The organism is Streptomyces sp. 796.1 (assembly GCF_047525675.1).
GTDB lineage: Bacteria > Actinomycetota > Actinomycetes > Streptomycetales > Streptomycetaceae > Streptomyces.
Genome location: NZ_JBLIWA010000023.1, coordinates 26,749 through 47,323, shown reverse-complemented (window position 1 = coordinate 47,323; position 20,575 = coordinate 26,749). Strand labels below are relative to the sequence as shown.

Annotated in this window: 18 protein-coding genes; 9 read left to right on the top strand and 9 right to left on the bottom strand. The window is 72.3% G+C overall.

Annotated features, from left to right (window positions below; translation table 11 throughout):
* Positions 1-1,251 (top strand): multidrug effflux MFS transporter (locus ACMA1D_RS17195; protein ID WP_414724859.1); only part of this gene is annotated, 1,251 nt, incomplete at its 5' end.
* A 93-nt stretch (positions 1,252-1,344) separates the two neighbouring features.
* Here the strand turns inward: ACMA1D_RS17195 and argJ are convergent.
* From argJ to ACMA1D_RS17170, 5 genes are all read right to left on the bottom strand, one after another.
* Complete coding sequence (argJ, locus tag ACMA1D_RS17190; RefSeq protein ID WP_414724858.1) at positions 1,345-2,499, bottom strand: bifunctional glutamate N-acetyltransferase/amino-acid acetyltransferase ArgJ; 1,155 nt, start codon at positions 2,497-2,499, stop codon at positions 1,345-1,347.
* A 320-nt stretch (positions 2,500-2,819) separates the two neighbouring features.
* Entirely contained in the window at positions 2,820-3,857 is a 1,038-nt protein-coding gene (gene hpaD, locus ACMA1D_RS17185) for a 3,4-dihydroxyphenylacetate 2,3-dioxygenase (RefSeq protein ID WP_414724857.1), read from the bottom strand.
* Between the two features lie 19 nt (positions 3,858-3,876).
* Complete coding sequence (hpaE, locus tag ACMA1D_RS17180; protein WP_414724856.1) at positions 3,877-5,373, bottom strand: 5-carboxymethyl-2-hydroxymuconate semialdehyde dehydrogenase; 1,497 nt, start codon at positions 5,371-5,373, stop codon at positions 3,877-3,879.
* 55 nt (positions 5,374-5,428) lie between these two features.
* Positions 5,429-6,349 carry a 4-hydroxy-tetrahydrodipicolinate synthase gene (gene dapA, locus ACMA1D_RS17175; RefSeq protein ID WP_349991441.1) on the bottom strand — a complete coding sequence of 307 codons (921 nt, stop codon included), beginning with the start codon at positions 6,347-6,349 and terminating at the stop codon, positions 5,429-5,431.
* Between the two features lie 288 nt (positions 6,350-6,637).
* The gene (locus ACMA1D_RS17170) at positions 6,638-8,074 is read right to left on the bottom strand and encodes a fumarylacetoacetate hydrolase family protein (protein WP_414724855.1); all 1,437 of its coding nucleotides are present in this window, start codon (positions 8,072-8,074) and stop codon (positions 6,638-6,640) included.
* A 265-nt stretch (positions 8,075-8,339) separates the two neighbouring features.
* On the opposite strand from ACMA1D_RS17170, the gene ACMA1D_RS17165 reads away from it, so the two are divergent.
* The 7 genes from ACMA1D_RS17165 (at position 8,340) to ACMA1D_RS17135 (ending at position 16,366) form a co-directional block, all read left to right on the top strand.
* On the top strand, positions 8,340-9,080 hold the full coding sequence (locus ACMA1D_RS17165) for an alpha/beta fold hydrolase (protein ID WP_414724854.1): 741 nt from the start codon (positions 8,340-8,342) through the stop codon (positions 9,078-9,080).
* 61 nt (positions 9,081-9,141) lie between these two features.
* Positions 9,142-9,825 carry a GntR family transcriptional regulator gene (locus ACMA1D_RS17160; RefSeq protein WP_414724853.1) on the top strand — a complete coding sequence of 228 codons (684 nt, stop codon included), beginning with the start codon at positions 9,142-9,144 and terminating at the stop codon, positions 9,823-9,825.
* Between the two features lie 561 nt (positions 9,826-10,386).
* Positions 10,387-11,523, top strand: coding sequence for a phosphotriesterase (locus ACMA1D_RS17155; protein WP_414724852.1), 1,137 nt, complete (start codon positions 10,387-10,389; stop codon positions 11,521-11,523).
* Positions 11,520-12,590, top strand: coding sequence for a phosphotriesterase (locus tag ACMA1D_RS17150; RefSeq protein ID WP_414724851.1), 1,071 nt, complete (start codon positions 11,520-11,522; stop codon positions 12,588-12,590). The genes ACMA1D_RS17155 and ACMA1D_RS17150 overlap by 4 nt, the downstream gene beginning before the upstream one ends.
* 46 nt (positions 12,591-12,636) lie before the next feature.
* Positions 12,637-13,614, top strand: a complete 978-nt coding sequence (locus ACMA1D_RS17145) for an alpha/beta hydrolase (protein WP_414724850.1) — start codon at positions 12,637-12,639, stop codon at positions 13,612-13,614.
* Positions 13,615-13,837: 223 nt separating this feature from the next.
* Entirely contained in the window at positions 13,838-15,565 is a 1,728-nt protein-coding gene (locus ACMA1D_RS17140) for an amidohydrolase (protein ID WP_414724849.1), read from the top strand.
* A 234-nt stretch (positions 15,566-15,799) separates the two neighbouring features.
* Entirely contained in the window at positions 15,800-16,366 is a 567-nt protein-coding gene (locus ACMA1D_RS17135; protein WP_414724848.1) for a phosphoribosyltransferase family protein, read from the top strand.
* 271 nt (positions 16,367-16,637) lie between these two features.
* On the opposite strand, the gene ACMA1D_RS17130 is transcribed toward ACMA1D_RS17135, so the two are convergent.
* Positions 16,638-17,213, bottom strand: a complete 576-nt coding sequence (locus tag ACMA1D_RS17130; RefSeq protein ID WP_414724847.1) for a TetR/AcrR family transcriptional regulator — start codon at positions 17,211-17,213, stop codon at positions 16,638-16,640.
* A 95-nt stretch (positions 17,214-17,308) separates the two neighbouring features.
* Between ACMA1D_RS17130 and ACMA1D_RS17125 the strand changes: the two genes are divergently transcribed.
* Positions 17,309-18,187, top strand: a complete 879-nt coding sequence (locus ACMA1D_RS17125) for an alpha/beta fold hydrolase (RefSeq protein WP_414724846.1) — start codon at positions 17,309-17,311, stop codon at positions 18,185-18,187.
* Between the two features lie 157 nt (positions 18,188-18,344).
* Here the strand turns inward: ACMA1D_RS17125 and ACMA1D_RS17120 are convergent, their stop codons facing one another.
* The 3 genes from ACMA1D_RS17120 to ACMA1D_RS17110 form a co-directional block, all read right to left on the bottom strand.
* The gene (locus ACMA1D_RS17120) at positions 18,345-18,875 is read right to left on the bottom strand and encodes a VOC family protein (protein ID WP_414724845.1); all 531 of its coding nucleotides are present in this window, start codon (positions 18,873-18,875) and stop codon (positions 18,345-18,347) included.
* 518 nt (positions 18,876-19,393) lie between these two features.
* The gene (locus ACMA1D_RS17115) at positions 19,394-20,035 is read right to left on the bottom strand and encodes a GNAT family N-acetyltransferase (RefSeq protein ID WP_414724844.1); all 642 of its coding nucleotides are present in this window, start codon (positions 20,033-20,035) and stop codon (positions 19,394-19,396) included.
* A gap of 146 nt (positions 20,036-20,181) precedes the next feature.
* Positions 20,182-20,562, bottom strand: coding sequence for a winged helix-turn-helix transcriptional regulator (locus tag ACMA1D_RS17110; protein ID WP_414724843.1), 381 nt, complete (start codon positions 20,560-20,562; stop codon positions 20,182-20,184).
* Between the last annotated feature and the right edge of the window lie 13 nt (positions 20,563-20,575).

Here is a 20,575-nt window from a genome sequence, read left to right as displayed (position 1 = left end):
CGCATCATGAGCGCGCGCCGCGCGGCGTTCGTACTGGGGTCGCTCGAAGTGTTCGGGCCGCTGTCCATGGACCTGTCTATGCCGCTGCTGCCCCAGCTCGCCGACGACCTGCACACCAGCGAGAGCCTGGCGCAGGCGACGATGTCGGTGTGCATGCTCGGCCTTGCGCTGGGCCAGCTCGTGGCGGGCCCGCTCAGCGACCGGCTCGGCCGGCGGCGACCGCTGCTGTGGGGCGTGGCGCTGTTCATGGTGCTCTCGCTGCTGTGCGCGTTCGCGCCCACCATCGAGATGCTGCTGGTGCTGCGGTTCCTCCAGGGCATCGCCGGTTCGGCCGGCATCGTCATCGCGTTGGCCGCGGCCCGCGACATCGCGTCGGGTGCCGAACTCGCCCGGTTGCTCAGCCTGCTCGGTCTGGTCGGGGCACTCGCCCCGATCCTGGCGCCGGTCGCCGGCGGGCAGTTGGCCGCGGTGCTCGACTGGCGCGGGCTGTTCGTCGTGCTCGCCGGGATCGGGCTCGTCCTGCTGGTCATCTCGGCCACGCTGCTGCCCGAGACGCTGCCGCCCGAGCAGCGCCACGACGGCAGGTTCGCGGAGACCGGCCGACGGTTCGGCGCGGTGCTGCGCGACCGGCTCTTCGTCTGCTTCCTGCTGGTGGGGGCGTGCACGGGCACCGCCTTCTTCACCTATCTGGCGTCCATCAGCTTCGTCCTCCAGGACGGCTTCGGCCTCAGCCCGCAGGCGTTCGGCGCCGTCTTCGCCATGAACGCGATCGTCGCGGTGCTCGGCTCGCTGTCCAACCGGGCCGTGGTGCGCCGCGCCGGTCCCGCGCGCATGTACGTCCTGGGTACGACGGCGACCGCGGTGGCGGCGCTCGCACTGCTCGGTGCGGTCCTGCTCGACCTCGGCCTGGTCACCCTGCTCCTGCTGCTCGCGCTGGTGCTGTTCTGCTACGGGGTGATCAGCCCCAACAGCTCGACGCTGGCGCTTTCGGGCCACGGGGAGCGGGCCGGTACCGCGGCGGCCCTGCTCGGCATGTCGAGCTTCGCCGTCGGCCCGATCGTCGCGCCGCTGGTCGCGCTCGGTGGTACGGCGGCCCTGACCATGGCGCTGACCATGACCGTCGCCATCGTCATCGGCTGTGTCCTGGTGTGGGCCACCGTACGGCCGAGGCTGCACGGGCAGGGCGGGGCCGCTGCCGCGGGCGACCACCCCGCGGAGGCGGCCGGGCCGAGGCCCGGTGCGTTGCACTGAAGTGCTGCCACTGAGACAGGGTGTGCAGGGCGCGGGCCCGGGGGCGGGAGCAGCCAGGCTGCTCCCGCCCCCGGCACGTCCGGGTGGGACGCGTCAGGTCGTGTAGTCGGCGTTGATCCGGATGTAGCCGTCGGTGAGGTCGCAGCCGTAGACGGTGAACGCGCCGGCGGCGATGGCGAGGTCGATGGAGAGCACGACCTCGTCCCCCTTGAGGTGGGCGGTCGCCGCGGCCAGCGTCTCGTCGGTGGTGGGCGCCGGGTAGGTCTCCACGTCCCCGAAGCGGATCGTCACCTTCGCCGGGTCGATGTCGAGGTCGTCCTCGCACTTGCCGATCGCCATCGCGACCCGGCCCCAGTTGGGGTCGGCGCCGTGCACGGCGGTCTTGACCAGCGGCGAGTTGACCACGGTCTTGCCTACCCGCTTGGCCTGCGCGTCGTCGCGCGCGCCGGTCACCCGTACCTCGATCAGCTTGCTGGCGCCCTCGCCGTCGGAGGCGATCGACCGCACCAGGCGCAGGGCCGCCTCGTACAGCACGGCCTCGAACTCGGCCTCGTCCACCGGCCCCGCAAGTCCGTTGGCGAAGATCGCGGCGCTGTCGCTCGTGGAGGTGTCGGTGTCGATGCTCAGCGCGTTGAAGGTGCGGTCGACCACCCGGCGGAAGATGCGGTCGAGCACCGGCTGTGCCAGCTCGGCGTCGGTGAAGAAGAACGTCAGCAGCGTCGCCATGTTCGGCTCGATCATGCCGACGCCCTTGGCGACGGCGGTGATGACCGCGTCGCCGCACCTCAGCGTCACGTGCTTGGGGACGGTGTCGGTCGTCATGATCGCCCGCGCGGTCGACTCCGCGTCGATCTCCGGCAACGGCCAGGCCAGCTTGGCCAGCCCGGACCTGATCCGGTCCATCGGGTACTGCCGTCCGATGACGCCCGTGGACGCGATCAGCAGCTCCTCGGGGGCGATCCCCGCCGCGTCCGCGACCAGGGCGCGCACCTCGCGTGCGTTGGCCAGGCCCTCGGCGCCGGTGGCGACGTTGGCGTTCCTGGCGACGGTCAGCACGCCGCGGGCCCGGCCCGTGGCCGCGGACTCGCGGCTGAGCGTGACGCTGGGTCCGGCGAATCGGGACTGGGTGAAGACCGCCGACACCACGGCGGGCACGTCGGAGAGCACGACGACGAAGTCGTCCGCCTCGTCCTTGATGCCCAGTGCCGCGGTCCGACTGCGGAAGCCCCGTGGGCCAGGTACCGGCATGACCTCGTGTCCTCTCGTCCTGGTGCGGAAGGGGCCGCGTGGTCCCGCGGCACCACCCACACATTATGTGGTGTACCGAATGACCATACCGAGAGACGGGGTGGCCGGACAGAAGGTATCAACGAGCTTTCCTGAGCTGACTTACCGAAATCGCCTCATCTGGAGCCGTACGGCATCCCTCGTCCCTGCCCAGCGTTATGCATAGTCATGCATCGCTGGGGCAGTGAAAGTCCGTCGGTCCACAGGAGCGGCGCCCTAACGACGTGACCGGGTGCCGGCCTCAGCCGTCACCCGGTCGCGTCGTGGTGCTGTGGGGCTGCTCAGCCCTCTTCGGTCGCCGGCTGCTTGCCCGGTTCGACGATGCCGAGGCCGTCGGCGCCGACCTGGACCGCGGACTCGTCCAGGACTGCCTCGGTGACCGGCAGCGGGTTGCCGGCCAGGTCGAGCACCGGGGACGCTTCCTTGTACCAGGACTCGATCACCGCATTGCCCCAGAAGTCGCGGCGGCGGTCGTCGTGCACGTTCCACCGGTACGTCTCGTGGTCGGGGTCGCCGGTGTAGTAGTCGGAGGTGTAGATCTCCACCCGGTGCCCGTCGGGGTCGCGCAGGTAGAGGTAGAAGGCGTTGGAGACGCCGTGCCGGCCGGGGCCGCGCTCGATGTGGTGCTCCTTGCGCAGCGAACCGAAGAGGTCGGCGGTGCGCAGCACCTGGTGCGACTCGTGGGTGGCCACCCCCACGTGGTGCAGGCGCGGGCCGGCGCCGCCGGTGAAGGCGACGTCGTGGACGGTCTGCTTGCGGTACATCCACGCCGCGTACAACTCGTGCTCGTCACCCTCGATCGTCTCCGAGCAGCCGAAGCCGAGCGCCTGGTAGTGGGCGTAGGCGGCGGGGATGTCGGGGGTGCAGATGTTGAAGTGGTCCAGGCGGGCTATCTCCGCGCCGCGGCGCAGGTCGTAGCGCTGGATGTGGCGCTCGGCGCGCTCGATGTCGTGGAAGAACTCCACCGGGAAGCCGAGCGGGTCGATGACGCGGACGGCGTCGCCGACGCCGGGTGTGCCGGTCCCCTTGGGGACGCGGCGCACCGGCCGGCCGAGGGCCCGGAAGTACTCCTCGGCCCGGTCCACGTCCTCGCTGGTGCGGACCCGGTAGGAGATGTGGTCGAGCGCGGCGGTCTCACCCTTGCGCAGCACCAGCGAGTGGTGGGTGAGTTCGTCGGTCCCCCGCAGGCAGAGCTGCGTCTGGTCCTCGTACTGGATGTGGAAGCCCAGCATGTCGGCCCAGAACCAGCGGGCCTTCGCCAGGTCGGTGACGACGAGCTGGGCGTAGGCGGAGCGGACGACATCAGGAGGGGTGGTCATGGTTGCGGCTCCTTGGCGGTCACGCGCCGAAGCGGGGGGTGTGGGGCTGGCCGAGCATGACGTGGACGATCTTCGACTCGGTGTAGAAGTCGATACTATGCGCACCGCCCTCCCGGCCCAGGCCCGAAGACTTCACCCCGCCGAAGGGAGTGCGCAGGTCACGGACGTTGTGGGAGTTGATCCACACCATGCCGGACTCGACGGCGTGCGCCACCCGGTGGCCGCGCTGGAGGTCGGAGGTCCAGACGTAGGCGGCGAGCCCGTACTCGGTGGCGTTGGCCAGTTCGATGGCCTCGGACTCGTCGTCGAAGGGGGCGACGGCGACGACCGGGCCGAAGATCTCCTCCTGGAAGATGCGGGCGTCCCGGGCGACGTCGGCGAAGACGGTGGGCTGGAGGTAGTTGCCCTCGGGCAGGTGGTCGGGGCGGCTGCCGCCGGCCACCAGCTTGGCCTCCTGCTTGCCGATCTCGACGTAGCCGAGGACCCGCTCGTAGTGCTCGGTGTGCACCAGGGCGCCCACCTCGGTGGCCGGGTCGGAGGGCAGGCCGACCTTGACCCGCTCGGCGCGCTCGGCCAGGCGGCGGGTGAACTCCTCGTAGATCGGGCGCTCCACCAGCACCCGGGAGCCTGCCGTGCAGCGCTCGCCGTTGAGCGAGAAGACGCCGAAGACGACCGAGTCGAGCGCGGTGTCCAGGTCGGCGTCGGCGAAGAGCACGACCGGGGACTTGCCGCCCAGCTCCATCGACGTGGTCTTCAGGTGGGTGGCCGAGCTGCGGACGATGTGTCGGCCGGTGTCGGTGGAGCCGGTGAAGGAGAGCAGCGGCACCTTCGGGTGGTCGACCAGGGCCTGGCCCGCCTCCTCGCCGATGCCGTGCACGATGTTGACCACCCCGGACGGCACGCCGGCCTCGTCCAGGATCTCCGGCCACAGGCTGGCCGACAGCGGCGTCCACTCGGCGGGCTTGAGAACCAGGGTGCAGCCGGCGGCCAGCGCCGGGGCCAGCTTCCAGCTCTCCAGCATGAACGGCGTGTTCCAGGGTGTGATCAGGCCGGCGACGCCGATGGGGCTGCGGACCACGTAGTTGATCTGCTGGTCGCCGACCCGGAACGCCTCTTCGCCGAGGGCGACGATCACGTCGGCGAAGTAGCGGAAGTTCTCGGCCGCCCGCCTGGCCTGGCCGCGGGCCTGGGTGATGGGCAGCCCGGAGTCGAAGGTCTCGAAGGCGGCCAGCCGCTCCTCGCGGGCCTCCACCGCGTCGGCGATCCGGTTCAGGATGCGGGCGCGCTCCCGGTTGCCCAGCTTGGACCAGGCGGGGAAGGCCGCGGCGGCGGCGGTGACGGCCCGGTCCACGTCGTCGGTGTTGCCGGCCGCCGCGGTGGCGTAGGGGGCGTTGGAGACGGGGTCGCTGACGGGGAAGGTGCGGCCGTCGGCGCTGTCGAGGAGTTCGCCGCCGATCCAGTGGCGGATCTGCTCAGGCAGGTCGGCGGGGCGACCCGGGTTTCGGTGCGTGGACATGGTGTGTCTCTTCCCGTGTCGGAGGGGTCGGAGCTGCGGGGCCGGATCTGTTGGGTCAGATCTGTTGGGTGAGGTCGCCGCCCTCGGCGAGCAGGGCGCGGATGCGGGTCAGGCCCTCGTCGGTGGGCCCGGTCAGCGGCGGGCGCACGTGCCCGGAGGTGATCCGGCCCTGCTGCTCAAGGACCCACTTGGCGGGCGCCGGGTTGGTCTCCACGAACAGCAGGTCGACCAGCGGGTGCAGCCGGTAGTGCAGGTCGCGGGCGGCCTCGAAGTCGCCCGCCTCCCACAGTTCGTACATCCGGGCCACCGCGGTCGGCGCCAGGTTGGCCACCGCGGAGACGAACCCGGCGCCGCCGAGCGCCAGCAGCGGCAGGCACAGCAGCTCGATCCCGGACCACACCAGCAGGTCACGGCCGCAGGCGTGCAGGACGCGGGAGAAGTGCTCGAAGTCCTTGGTGGTCTCCTTGACGCCGACGAAGTTGTCGAAGTCGGTGAACAGCCGCTGCACCGTCTGCGGCGCGATGTCCACGGCGGTGCGCGAGGGCACGTTGTAGGCGACCAGCGGCAGGTCGGGGAACTCGCGGGCGACCGTGGCGTACCACTGGTAGAGCGCTTCCTGGGTGGGTCGCGCGTAGTACGGGGTGATGACCAGGGCGGCGTCGGCGCCCAGTTCCTGGGCGGCTGCGGTGATCTCCAGCGTCTCGTCCAGCTTGTGCGAGCCGGTGCCGGGCAGGAACGGCACCCGGTCGCCGATCTCGTCGGCCGCGGTGCGCATGGCCGCGATGCGCTCGGCGACGGTCTGCGCGGAGGGCTCACCGGTCGAGCCACCCAGCGAGATGCCGTGCGAGCCGGATTCGAGCTGCCAGCGGATCAGTCCGCGCAGGCTGTCGTGGTCGACCGCGCCGTCCGCGGCGAAGGGGGTGACGACCGGGGCGATGGACCCGCGGATGGTGGCGGGGTCACTGCGGAACTTCATGGGTTGCTCCGTGGGTGGTGGGTGCGGACGGGGTCACGCCCGGGTGTGTGGGCGGGGGCGGACCGGGTGCGCGGGTGGGTGAGGTTCGGGTGGGTGGCCTGCGTGCGTGGCGCCTGGGTGGGTGCGCGGGGTGGGAACCCCGTACGCGGGTGGCAGTCCCGCACGCAGGGTGGGAGGGGAGTCCGTACGCGGTGGGCTGGGGAACTCCGGTACGGATCTCGGCCCTCGTACGCGGTGGAGGTGGGGAGCCCGTACGCGGACGGGGTCAGGTGGTGCGCGGGGGCGCGGTCAGGACTGGGTGGTGCGCCACTGCTCGTAGGCCGTCTTCCAGGCGGGGCCGAGCGGGTACAGGCCCTCGATGGGTTCGCCGGCCGACACCTGCTCGGCGATGAACCGCTCCTGGAGTTCCTGTTCGGTGCTGTCGGCGATGAGCTGTTCGGCCTGGTCCGGCGGGACGATGACGACCCCGTCGGCGTCGCCGACGAGGATGTCGCCGGGTTGTACGAGTGCCCCGCCGCAGGCGATCGGCACGCCGGTGTCCCAGGGGACGTGCCGGCGGCCGAGGACGGCGGGATGTTCGGCCGCGTAGTACGTCGGCAGGTTCAGGTCGGCCACCGCGGCGCTGTCCCGCAGGCCGCCGTCGGTGACGATGCCGGCCGCGCCGCGGCGCTGTGCGCGCAGCGCCAGGATGTCGCCGATGGTGCCGGAGGTCGGGTCGCGGCGGGCGTCCATCACCAGCACCTGGCCCGGGCGCAGCTCTTCGACGGCGCGCTTCTGGGCGTTCATGCCGTTGCCGTACCGGGCGAACAGGTCCTCGCGCAGCGGCAGGTAGCGCAGGGTGTGTGCGGTGCCGACGAGCTTGGCGCCGGGATCGGTGGGCCGTACCCCGTCGATGGTCATGTGCTGGAAGCCGCGCTTGCGCAACTGGGAGCTGAGGGTGGCGGTGGCCAGGCCGCGCAGCGCGTCGGCTATCTCGGGGGCCAGGGCGGGCTGCTGCGGGTGGGCCGGGCCCCAGGCGTCGGCGCGCAGTGCGGCGTCCACCCGCGGCATGGCGCCCCATGCCTCCAGCGGGTGGTCGGACTCGACCACCGGGTTGGTGAGCCGGCCGCTGCTGGTCTGCCCGTCCAGGGTGCTGACCTCGACCTCGACGGTGTCGCCCGGCGAGGTGACGGATGCGCCGGCGGGCGTACCGGTCAGGATGACGTCGCCCGGCTCCAGGGTGACCAGGCGCGACAGGTCGGCGATGAGGTCGCCGAACGGGAAGAGCAGGCTGGCGGTGTCGGCGTCCTGGACCAGTTCGCCGCCCACCCAGGTGCGCAGGCGCAGCGCGGCCGGGTCGAGGTCGGCGGCCGGCAGCAGCCGGGGCCCGACCGGGGTGAACCCGTCGGCGCCCTTGGACCGCAGGTTGGAGCCGCGGTCGGCGTAGCGCAGGTCGTACGCGCCGGCGTCGTTGGCCGCCGTCACCCAGGCGACGTGGCTCCAACCCTGTTCGGGGCTGACGCGGTGTGCGCGGCGGCCGATGACCAGGGCGATCTCGCCCTCGAAGGACATCAGTTCACAGTCGGCGGGGCGCACCAGGGCGTCGCCGGTGCCGGCCAGCGAGGAGGGCGGCTTGAGGAAGTAGGACGGCTGCTTGGGGATGCGTCCACGTTCCTTGGCCCGGCAGGGGTAGTTGAGGTGGACGGCGATGATCTTCGACGGCTGGGTTCCCAGCGGATGCGGCATGGGAGTTCTCCTGGGCGTGGGCGGCGTCAGGCGCTTGTCGAGGAGGGGCGGGGCCCGTCCGCGCCGGCGTGGCGAGGTTCCGGCGCGGACGGCGACGGCCTTCCTGGAATACCGGGCCGGACAACGCCGGCGGTCCAGTAATCGTATACGATATCATGCACATCCAGTCGGGGAAGATGAAGCCCCGACCGGCTTCGCGACAGCGGGCGGCGGCCTCAAGGGGGCCTGCGGACGCCCGGGAACTCAAGGTGAGGATGTGCGACCCATGCAGAGTCGAACTGGTCTGACCGTCCGTACGTTCACCCCCGACCAGGCCGCGGGCGCGCCGCCCGTCCTGCTGGTGCACGGCTTCGGTTCCGACGGGCACCGGGACTGGGTGGAGAGCGGCATCGTCCGGGCGCTGACCGCGGCCGGGCGGACGGTGATCGTCCCCGACCTGCGCGGCCACGGCGAGAGCCCGGCCCCCGCGACGGCCGCCGAGGTCACCGCGCCGGCCCTGGTCAGCGATCTGGTCGCGGTGCTGGACGAGGCGGGGATCGACACGTTCGACCTGGTCGGGTACTCGCTGGGCGCACGGCTCGGCTGGGACGTGCCGGCGGCTGCGCCCGGCCGGGTGCGGCGGGCGCTGCTCGGCGGGCTCAGCCCCGCCGAGCCCTTCGAGGCGGTGGACGTGGCGGCGCTGCACCGCGCGGTCGCCGAAGGCACCGAGCCCGCCGACCCGTTCACCGGCATGATCGCCGGCATGGTGCGCGCACACGGGCCCCGGGCGGCGGGCCTCGCGCTGTGCGTGGAGGGGCTGCGCAGCACGCCGTTCGTGCCGCAGGTCTGGGACGGCCAGGCACCGCCGGCGTTCGTCGTGGGGCAGGACGACATGATGACCCACGGCATAGAGCGGGTAGTCGCCCTGGTCGCGGGCGCGGAGCTGACCCGGGTCCCCGGCGCGCACCACGAGGTTCTCACCCAGGACGCGTTCCGCCGTACAGTCCTGGATGTGCTCGCAGGGTGAGCGCACGAGGTCAGTGCCGGGACCGCCGCAAGGCCCACCGGCCCAGGGTGGAGGAACACCGATGAGTGCCACGGAGAAGACGGGGAAGGCGACCCCCGCCAAGGGGTCGAAGGCCGAGCTCAGCTACGACCTGCTGCGCTCGCGCATCCTGGACGGGACCTACGGACCCGGCTACCGACTGGTGCTGAGCCAGCTCGCCCGGGAGACCGGGGTCAGCACCATCCCGTTGCGCGAGGCCCTGCGCCGGCTCCAGTCCGACGGGCTGGTAGAGGTGGTGCGCAACATCGGCGCCCGGGTCGCGGTCTTCGACGCCGCCCAGGTGGAGCACTCGCTCCAGGTGCTGGCCCGTCTTGAGGGGTACGCGACGGCGATCTCGGCGCCCCACATGACGGGCCGGCACATCGAGCGGTCCCGCACCGTCAACACCCGGATGACCCAGGCGCTCGAAGACTTCGACCCCACGTCCTTCACGGCCCTTAACCGGGAGTTCCACTTCTCGCTGTACGAGCACTGCCCGGACGCCCACCTGGTCGCCCTCCTTGAGGCCGAGTGGGCGCGCCTGGACCACATGCGGCGCTCGACCTTCAGCTACGTGCCCGGGCGGGCGAGGCGTTCGGTCGCGGAGCACGAACGGCTCCTTGAGCTGATCGAGACCGGCGCCGAGGCCGGCGAGATCGAGCAGGTCGCCTGCGCCCACAAGATCGCCACCGCGGACGCACTGCGACAGGCCAAGTCGGCGCCGTAGCGGGCTGCCACCCGGTGGGGTGCTGCCCCGGCGGGGTTGCTGCCCGACCTGGCCTCGCGCCGGGCCCGCCGGGTCGCCGAGAGGGGCGCCAACGCGGCAACGCGAGGGGCCCGTCGCGGCAAGGCCATGCGACAACGACGCACGGCATGGCAACACGCGGTGGCCCGACGCGGCCAAGCCACGCGACAGCGCAGCAGGGCCGCACAGCGCGGCAGCGCGAAGTGGCGCCGTGCGGCAATGCGAGACAGCGCGGCGCACGGCAGGGCCACGCAGCATGGCCCGACGCGGCAAGGAGACGCAACTGCGGGCAGACAGCACGATGTGACGGCGGGGCACGGCGGCGCAGCGCGGCAACGCGAGATGGCGGGGCAGCACCGGATGACCCGGCGCGGCAGCGCGAGTTGGCAGCGCGAGACGGCACCCCCGCGTGGCAGCGCGAAGCGGTAGGGCGGAAGGGGGCACCCCAGCGCGGCAGCGCGACGCCGCGGTGCGGAAAGTCCCCGCCATTCTCGGGTTCGCGATCGTATACGATGTGGCATCTCACCTGTTAGATTGAGCCGCATGTCCACCACCGACTCGACTGCCGGTGCGGCCGGTGCGCCGCGGCCCGGGCCGTCGTCCGGGGGGAGCGTCACCACCGTCACCGGCGAGGTCTCGCCGGACGCGCTCGGCCTGGTCCTCCCCCACGAACACCTGCTGAGCGACTTCGCCCCGCCCGCCGACACCGCGGAGTCCTGGGCGGCTGCGGGACACCCCCGTCCCGCAGCCGCCGGGCCGCGCCGGCTCTACCACGCTCCCCTGACGATGGACCTGCTTGGCGACCTCACCCTGGGCGCCGCCAACCGGGACAACTGGCTGCTCGACGACGAGCGGGTAGCCGTCGCCGAGGCCACCGCGTTCCGGGCGGCCGGCGGCGGCACCCTGGTCGACGCCACCCCGGCGGGCCTCGGCCGACAGCCGGCGGCGCTGCGCCGGATCGCCGAGGCGAGTGGGGTGCACCTCGTGATGGGCACCGGCCGCCACCACCCCGGCCGACCCGCTGATCCCACCAGCACGACCAGACACGCTAGCCCCGGCGTGGACGAGCTGACCGAGGAGTTCGTCCGGGACCTCACCGAAGGGGTGGCCGGGGTACGGGCCGGCCTCATCGGCCAGTTGGCCGCGCTCGACCCGGAGCAGCCCGCCGCCCGCACGCTGCTGGTGGCCGCGGCCCGGGCTGCGGCAGCCACCGGCGCCCCGCTCGCCCTCACCCGCTCCGCGGACTCCGTAACCCAGGCCCGCGTACTCGATCTGCTCGCCGCGTCCGGCGCCGATCTGGGGCGGGTGGCCGTCGGAGGCTGTGACGCGCTGGCCCCGCGCCCCGACGACCTCGAACCGCTGCTTGCGCGCGGCGTGTTCCTCCAGTTCGACCGGCTCGGCAGGCTGCCGTCGGTGCACAGCGTGAGCGACGACCAGGACGTGGCAGCGGCCGTGGTCGAACTGGCCCGCCGCGGCCACGCGGACCGCATCCTGCTCTCGCACGGCACCCACACCAAGGCCCAGTTGCTCGCCTACGGCGGCGGCGGATACGGCTTCCTCCTCCAGCAGTTCCTGCCGTACCTGCGGATGGTCGGCGCCGATGACGCGCTCATCGAGAGGGTCACCGTGCACAACCCCGCCCGCCTGCTCACCATCGCGCACCGGAGGGCCGACGCATGAGCCGCTACCCCTTCGAGATCCCCGACCTGACGGGTCTTGCCCTCACCGTCGACGGGCCGGTGGACCCGGCCGCGCTCGGCCACACGCTCATGCACGAGCACATCTTCGTGGACCTGCGCCGGCCCGAGCGCTTCCACCGCCCGGGCGAGGACTCCCCCGAGGCCGCCGAACCCCTCTCCCTCGCCACCCTGGCCCGCACCCGGCACGGCCGCCCGAACGCCGACAACGACGTGCTCGGCGACTTCGACGAGATGCTGGCGGAGGTACGCGCCTTCAGCGCGGCCGGCGGCGGCACCATGGTCGAGGTCTCCCCAAGCGGCCTGGGCCGGAACCCGCAGGCGCTGCGCCGGCTCGCCCGGGCCAGCGGGCTCCACATCGTCATGGGCGCCGGCTGGTACACCCCGACCTTCCACCCCGTCGACATGGCCGAGCGGAGCGTGGACGAGTTGGCCGACGACATCGTGCGCGACGTCGTCATCGGCGTCGGCGACAGCGGCGTGCGCTCGGGCATCATCGGCGAAGTCGGCGCGGACAGCGCCCCGTTGACCGAGAACGAACTCAAGAGCGTACGGGCCAGCGGGCGGGCCAGCCGGGTGACCGGGGCGCCCATCGCCTTCCACGTCGGCGGGGTCGGCGAGGACAAGTTCACCGTGCTCGACGTCCTCACCGACGAGGGGGTGGCCCCGGAGAACATCGTCTTCGGTCACGCCATGGACGTCCTCATGGACCCGGCACTCGGCGACCGTCTGCTGGCCCGCGGCGTCTTCGTGGAACTCGACTTCCTCGCCTCACCCGGCAGCCCCTGGGGCCACCTCGTCCTCACCAGCGACCACAAGGTGGCCCGCGGGATCGCCGAGCTGATCGAGCGCGGCTACGTCGACCACCTCGTGCTCGGCCACGACGTCTGCCAGAAGATCCAGCTCAAGCGGTACGGCGGCCAGGGTTACGACTACATACCGCGGCACTTCCTGCCCGCCCTGCGCCGCCTGGGGGTGAGCGAGGAGGCGCTGCGCACGATCATGGTCGACAATCCCGCACGCGCACTCGCTTTCGCCACACCCCAGTGACCTCCGGCCGCCCGTCCCCCGCCCCGCCCACCTCCGAGGGAGAACCATGCGCGTCGTCCCCGTACCCTTCGACCCGGCCCTGCGCGCGGTGCTGGACGCCCTGCCGCGCGACGACGGCCCGGCCCCCTCGCTGGCGGGCATCCCCGCGATGCGCGCGGCCACCGCGTTCTTCCCCACCCCGTCGGCCGCCGAGGTCATCGGCGAGCGGGCGATCGAGGCCGTCGAACACACCGTTCCCGGCCCGGCCGGCGCGCCCGAGGTCGCCCTCACCGTGCTGCGCCCGCGCGGTCTGAGCGCGCCCGTCCCCGGCCTGTACAACATGCACGGCGGGGGCATGATCAGCGGCAACCGGCACCAGGACCTGCCGCGCCTGGCCGACCTGGTCGAAGCGCTCGGCGTGGTCGCGGTCAGCGTGGAGTACCGGCTCGCCCCCGAGCACCCCGATCCGGCGCCGGTCGAAGACTGCTACGCGGGGCTCTGCTGGTTCGCCGAGCACGCCGCCGAACTCGGCGTCGACCCGGACCGCGTGCTCGTCATGGGCGGCAGCGCCGGCGGTGGGCTGGCGGCCGGCCTCGCACTGCTGTCCCGCGACCGCAACGGCCCGCGCCTGGCCGGCCAGTTGCTGCTGTGCCCGATGCTGGACGACACCAACACCACCGTCTCCAGCCACCAGTTCGACGGCAGCGGCACCTGGCAGCGGGCGATCAACGTCGTCGCCTGGCAGGCGCTCCTCGGCGAGCAGGCCGGCGACCTGGACGCGGAACTCTCGCCGTACGCGGCGCCCGCCCGCGCCCGCGACCTCTCGGGCCTGCCGCCTGCCTTCATCGAGGCCGGCAGCGCCGAACTGTTCCGAGACGAGGACGTGGCGTACGCCTCCCGCATCTGGGCCGCCGGCGGCCAGGCCGAACTCCACATCTGGCAGGGCGCCTTCCACGGCTTCGACGTCTTCGCACCGGACCACGAGGTGACCCGGGCCGCGCTGGCGAGCCGGCTGTCCTGGCTGCGCCGGGTGCTCGACCTGTGATCCACTGCGACTGCCGACCCCGACCCCCTCTCTTACGCGGCCTCCGCCGCCCGTACGCCACCTCGCTGACCTGCACCACGGCCGGCGGGCCGCTCCTGCCGTACGCCGCGCCGCTCGGCCACCCTGCGGGCCCGACCGAACTGCCGAACCACCCGCCACCCGTGCCCCGTTCCCGCCGGGCGCACCCCCACTCCCCCACCGTTCACAGCCAGAAGGGCCACCGATGCCGGAGACAGCGGACCTCATCCTGACCGGCGGCGACGTGCTGACGATCGACGCCGCGTTCACCGTCGCCCAGGCGGTCGCCGTGCGCGACCGCCGCATCCTCGCCGTGGGCAGCGCCGCGGAGATCGCGGCGTACGCCGGGCCGACGACCCGGGTGGTCGAGTTGGCCGGGCGGACCGTGCTGCCGGGGATCAACGACTCCCACCTGCACGCCGCGGCCTGGGCCCTCACCAGCCCGCCGTTCGCACTGGACATCAGCCACCCGGCCGTGCGCTCGATCAGCGACATCGCCGACGCGGTGCGCCAGGCCGCGGCCCAGACGCCCGCCGGGGCCTGGATCACCGGCCTCGGCTGGGACAACGGCTATCTGGCGGAGTGCCTGGCCGACCCGGAGCGCCGGCCGCGCCGCGCCGACCTGGACGCCGCGGCACCCGACCACCCGGTCTGCCTGACCGACTTCTCCGGCCACATGGTCTGGGTCAACTCCAAGGCCCTGGAGCTGGCGGGGATCACCCGCGGCACCGAGTCGCCCTCGGGCGGGGTGATCGAGACCGACGCCGCGGGCGAGCCCACCGGCATCCTCAAGGAGACCGCCCAGGCGCTCGTGCAGGGGCTGGTGCCGCCGGCGACGGTCGCCGAGCGGAAGGCGGCGATCCGGTCGGCGGTGGCGGCGCTGCACGCCGAGGGCATCACCAGCTACACCGAGCCGGGGCTCGGCCCGGGCGGCGCCGAGATCCTCGGTGGCGGTCTGGACACCGGCACCCTGGACGCCTATGTGGAGCTGGCCACCGCAGGTGAACTGGAGTCACGGGTACGGGTGTTGCTGCTGCCGGCCCCGATGGGCGGCTCGGCGGCCGAGGTGACCTCGGGGCTGCGCGGGCTCGCCGTGCCCGATGAGGTGGACGCCCGGAGGCTGGCCATCATCGGCATCAAGGTGTTCGCGGACGGCGTGCCGCCGAACGAGACGGCGTGGATGCACGAGCCGTACACCGGCGGTGGCCACGGGGCGCTGTGCGTGCACGGCGCCGACGCCGGGCTGAAGGAGGCCGAGTTGGCCGAGATGATCCGGGTCGCGCACGCGGCCGGGTACCAACTCGGCGTGCACGTGACCGGCGACCGGGCGATCGACGCGGTGGTCGACGCGTTCGCGGCGGCGAACGCGGCACATCCGCGCCCGGACGCCAGGCACTACGTCATCCACGGCGACTTCGCCTCACCGCAGAGCCTGGCGAAGCTGGCCGAGCACGGCTACGGAATCAACATGAACCCCGCCATCAAGTGGACCATCGCCGACCTGATGGACGACATCGTGGGCAGCGCCAGGTCGGACTACCAGTGGCCGGTGCGGTCGGCCGCCGAGGCCGGCATCGCCGTGTGCGTCGGCTCCGACGCCCCGATCACCCAGCCCAACTGGCGTCAGGGCATTGCCGCCATGCTGCTGCGCGAGTCCAAGGCCACCGGCCGCGTCAGCGGTCCTGACCAGCGCGTTTCCCTGGAGACCGCGCTGCGCGCGTACACCGTCAACGCGGCCAGGCAGGACTTCGCCGAGGAGTGGAAGGGCACCATCGAGCCGGGCAAGGCCGCCGACCTGTGCGTCATCGGGGGCGATCTGCGCGCCGCCGATCCGCACGACATCCCCGATCTGCCGATCGACCTCACCGTCTTTGACGGGCGCATCGTCTACGAGCGCGACGGCGAGGGCGCATCCGGCGGCGGCGAGGCGTAGCGTAGCGCCGCGGGTGTGCGGGCCGGGCACGTCGCCGGGAGTCGGCGCGCCCGGCCCGCACGCCCCGCAGCACCCTTGCCACGGTCCGTGGAGGGCGATCGGGAACGCGTCGGAGACGGGGCGGGGGCGCGCAGGGGACGTGGTGGGGGCACGGCACGGACGGTCGTGGGGGCGCGGCGGGACACCCGCAGAAATTGACTTGCTCCGCGCCCGCGGTCACTGAACACTCCCGGTATGACCACCGCCGCGCGTGATCTCACCCTTGAGTATGTTCGTTGGATCGATGGGCATGTCGACGTCTGGGGGGTGTTCCGGGACGCGCAGGCGCTGGCCGGCATCGTGGCCGGCCTCGCCGAACCGTTCCGGGACGCGCAGGTCACAGCCGTGTGTGGGGTGGAGTCCCGCGGCTTCCTGCTAGGTGGCGCGGTCGCCGTGGCGCTCGGGGTGGGCTTCGTCCCGGTGCGCAAGGACGGTGGCCTCTTCCCCGGCGAGAAGCTCGTCCGCGAGACCGGGCCCGACTACCGCAACCTCCGCCACCGGCTGCACCTCCAGCGTTCCGCCCTCGGCCCGACCGATCGGGTGCTGATGGTCGACGACTGGATCGAGACCGGCAGCCAGGCCGTCACGGTCAAGGACATCGTCGAGGAGTGCGGGGCCACCTGGGTGGGGTGCAGCGTCATGGTCGACGAGCTCGACCCGGCGACCCAACCCACGCTCGGCCCCGTCCACAGCCTGCTGGACGCGGCCGACCTGCCGCCCTGTCCTCCCGAGCAAATCACGGGGTCACCCGCCGCGCCCTGACCACGGACCGCTCGACCCGATAGCACCTCAACTCGCGCCCCGCATGGCCGTGTTGGGGTGCTTCGCATGAAGCCGTCACACCGGGGCAACCAGCCGGCCTCCACTTCGGGACACCAGCCGCCAGCCGTACCAGCCTGTCCAACCCTGCCCGACCCCGCCCAACCCGCTCACGCCAGCCCCACCAGGCCGACCCGCGCCACCCCACGGCAGCCCAGCCCGATCGGACACCCGGACCACCCCGACCCGACGCAGCCCGCCCCGCTCCGGCCCGCTAGCGGTACGAGTTGATCAACCGGGCCAGGTGCCGGCCGGCGATCTCCATCGGCTCGGGCGTACGGGAGACCTGGGCGGAGAGTTCGGCGCCCTCCAGGGTGTTGATCACCGTGTGCGCCAACTCCTGGGCGTCGGCCTCGGCGAAGCCCGACCGGCGCAGCTTGTCCGCGACCAACCCACGCCACCGCTCGAACGCCACCTCGACGGCCTGCTGGATCTCCGGAATCCGGCCCACCGTCTCCAGCGCGGTGGCCGTGATGGGGCAGCCGTCCTGCCAGTCGGAGTCGCGCAGGTACTCGGCCACCACCCAGGCCAGCGCGACCACCGCTTCAGCCGGGTCATCCTTGCTGGCTAGCGCGTCCTGGAGCATCTGCGCGAAGTGCTCGTCCGCGTGCCGCACCGCCTCGGTGGCCAGCCCCTGCTTGCCGCCGGGGAAGAAGTGGTAGACGGAGCTGAGCGCGACCTGTGCCTCGGTGGCGATCTGCTTGATCGCGGTGCCCTCGTAACCCTGCCGCATCATCAGCCGCGAGGCCACGTCCAGGATGCGCGCCCGTGTGCCCAGTGTTGCAACCATGCGCCCAGCCTATCGGTGGAACGTTCATTCCAGGAAGTGTGTATGCTCACGCTGGAACGTTCGTTCCACTCCTCTCTCAACGAAAGGCTGGCGTCATGCGTCACCACCGCATCACCGCCAACGGGATCGACTTCTCGTACGTCGAGCAGGGCGACGGCCCGCTGGCCCTCCTGTTACACGGCATGGTCGAGACGCCGCGCATCTACCGCCACCTGATACCGGTCCTCGCCGATGCGGGATACCGGGCCGTGGCCCCGTCGCTCCGCGCCTTCGCCCCCACCGGGCTCCCCGCGGACGGCAGCATGACCGTGGCCGACCTCGCCACCGACGCCAACGCGCTGCACGAGGCGCTGGGCGGCGACGCGAACGCGGTGATCATCGGCAGCGACTGGGGCGCGTACGCCACCTGGGGCGCCCTCAACCAGGCACCGGAGCGCTGGTCGAAGGCGGTGGTGGCGACCATTCCGCCGCTGCGCTTCCTCCGGCCGCTCGACCCGGCGATGATCCACAAGCTGGGCCATTTCTTCTTCTTCCAGATGGCGGTGGCCGAACAGATCGTGCCGCAGGACGACTTCGCCTATCTGGAGTGGCTCTGGGACTACTGGAGCGGCAACGTGCCCGGTGTCGACCTCACCGAGGACATCGAGGCCGGCAAGGACACCGTGCGCGAGCCCGCGAGGCTGCGGCTGGCGCTTGAGCTCTACCGGCAGAACTTCCCGGTGGACACCTTCGGCACCGACCGTTGGGAGGGCGGCGCCCTACTCTCCGAACTCCCCACCCAGCCCACGCTGTACCTGCACGGCACCGAGGACCCCAGCGTCACCGAGGAGTCCCTGACCGAGATCGTCGCCGCGCTGCCGGCCGGGTCGGACGGGCTGCTGCTCAAGGGGGCGGGCCACTTCCCGTTCATCGAGCGGCCCGACGAGGTCAACGAGCGGGTCCGCGCCTTCCTGGCCGACCGACCAGCGGCCTGACCCACATCCGGGCCAGCAGTACGATGGCGCAGCCGATGGTCCGTCAACTCGCCTCATTGGGCGGGGCGTTGGACCGGTAGGCAGCGGGGTCGGCCGTCGCCCAGGGGGTGGGTCTACGGCCGGCCCCGCACCGCCGCCCCGGACACCCGGGCCGGGGTCAGCGCCAGTCGTTGTTGCTCGCGTGGTCACCGCCGAGCCAGCGGGCGAGGTCGGCGTGGGCGGTCTCGCGGCGCGTGGCGTTGATGGCGTCCGCGTCGGGGTGGTCGACGGCGAACTCCAGCATCAGCCCGTTGGGGTCGGTGACGTACAGCGAGACGCAGAAGCCGTGGTCCATGACGAAGGTGTCGGGCTCCGCGATGCCGGCTGCGGCGATGCGCTCGCCGATGGCGTCCTGCACGTCCTGCTCGACCTTGAAGGCGATGTGCCGGAAGGGGGTGAAGTTGATCTGGGTCTTGTACTCCGCGGTGTCCTTGGGGTCGGCGAACTGGAAGAAGGCGAGCGCACCGCCGTCGGCGAGTCCGTAGAAGGTGTGGCAGTACGAGCGCTCGGCGCCGAAGAGCACGTCGCGCTCGCTCCAGGTGGCGACCAGCGGCAGGCCAATCACCTCCTCGTAGAAGCGGCGGTTGGCTTCCTGGTCCTCGGTGATCCACGCGTGGTGGTGCAGGCGCAGCGGAAGGTTCTGGCTCATGCTGGTTCATCTCCTGGCATGGGAGTGGGTGTGCCGCCGACACCCGGTGGGTCGTCGGCTCATCGCCCAGCATGGACCATTTTGGTTTAACGTTGAACCAGCCTTGTTCGTGGCCTGCCCGCGGTCAACGCCCTTTGGGCAGTGACCTGTTGAGCACCGGGTTGACCTGCACCGGCTGGCGCCCGGAGGGCGAGACACCAGCCAACCCGCCCGCCCCCGACACCAGGGCACCTCGACCTCCGCGCCGCTCGCAGCGACCCTCCCGGCCTGCACACACCTTCCCGGGAACCCGCATCCAGGCCCCTGCTGCCAAGCCGGCGAACGCCCGACCGAAGACTGCACCTACGACCCCGGCCGGAGCACGACCGCTGCCCGCCGAGACAACCGGCCCGGTGAGCAGCGGGGCAGCGGGTGCCCCCGCGCACCACCCCCGTACGCGACAGGCGCATCCGCTCCGTAGCCGGTGGGAGCGTCAACCCCGTATGCCGCACGAGCCCCGACCCTGCACGCCGTACGCCCTACCCCTGGGCGCGGTACGCGCACTCCGCCAGCGTGGCGTGCTTCTTCCAACCCAACGTCTCGTAGAGCGCGCGCCCGTCGTCAGTGGCGCCGAGGACTCCGAGGTGAGCGCCGCGCTCCAGGGCCTGGCTGGCGAGCGTGCGCATCACGAAGTGGCCGAGGCCGCGCCGCCGATGGGCCTCATCGGTGACGACCTGGTCGGCGATCGCGGCCTCCCCGACCAGCGCGATCTGCCCCTGGGCGGCCCGCTCACCGGCCGCGTCCCGCGCCCGTACGACGATCACGTCGCCGACGACCTCCACCTCTGCGGTGTAACCCGCGGGCGGCGGCTGCTCCGACGGCGCCAGGTCCGTGACCATCAGATGCCCGGTGCCCTCCCACACCACCGCCCAACCCGCCGGCAGCCAGGGTTCGATGCGTTCGGGTTCGGCGGGCATCTTCAGCCAGGTCCGCGGCTCGGTCACCGACAGTGCCGCGGCGCGGACCAGCGACACGTCCACCTCGGGCAGGAGGTGTCGCCCCACCTCCCGGGCACTGCCGACCACCTCGATGTACAGCCCCCAGGGCTTGGCGACCGGCGCCGGACAGCGACGCGAGACGGCCCAGCCCTTCGCCCACGTACGCACGGTGTCGGCGACCATCGACCCTCCCGGGGGACGGACCGCCACCGCGACCCGTAATAGGCGTCTTACGGAAGCAGATATTACGTCGCGAGTGCGGTCGGCGACAGCCGATTTCCGTGGCCGGCGGCCGTCTTCCGTGGCGGGCGGCGGGGGACGCCCGCCGGTCACCCGTCGAAGTGCTCCCTGGCGGCTTCGATGTGGTCGAGGTACTGGCGGGTCCAGCCGCAGATGCCGTCGACGGTGGCGCGCAGCGCCCGGCCGGGTTCGGTGAGGGCGTACTCGACGCGCGGCGGGACGGTGGGGTGGACGGTGCGGGTCGCCAGGCCGTTGCGCTCCAACATGCGCAGGTTCTGGGTGAGCATCTTGTGGCTGATGCCCTCGACCTCGTTGCGCAACTCGCTGAAGCGCCGGGTGTCATCGCCCAGTGCCTCGATGATCAGAAACGCCCACTTGTTGGCGACGTCCGAGAAGATCTCCCGCGCCATCGAGTCCACCCGCCTGAGATCAGCGTTGTCCGGCTGACCCTTGAGCTCCTTGGTCACCATGAGGTACCTCCGT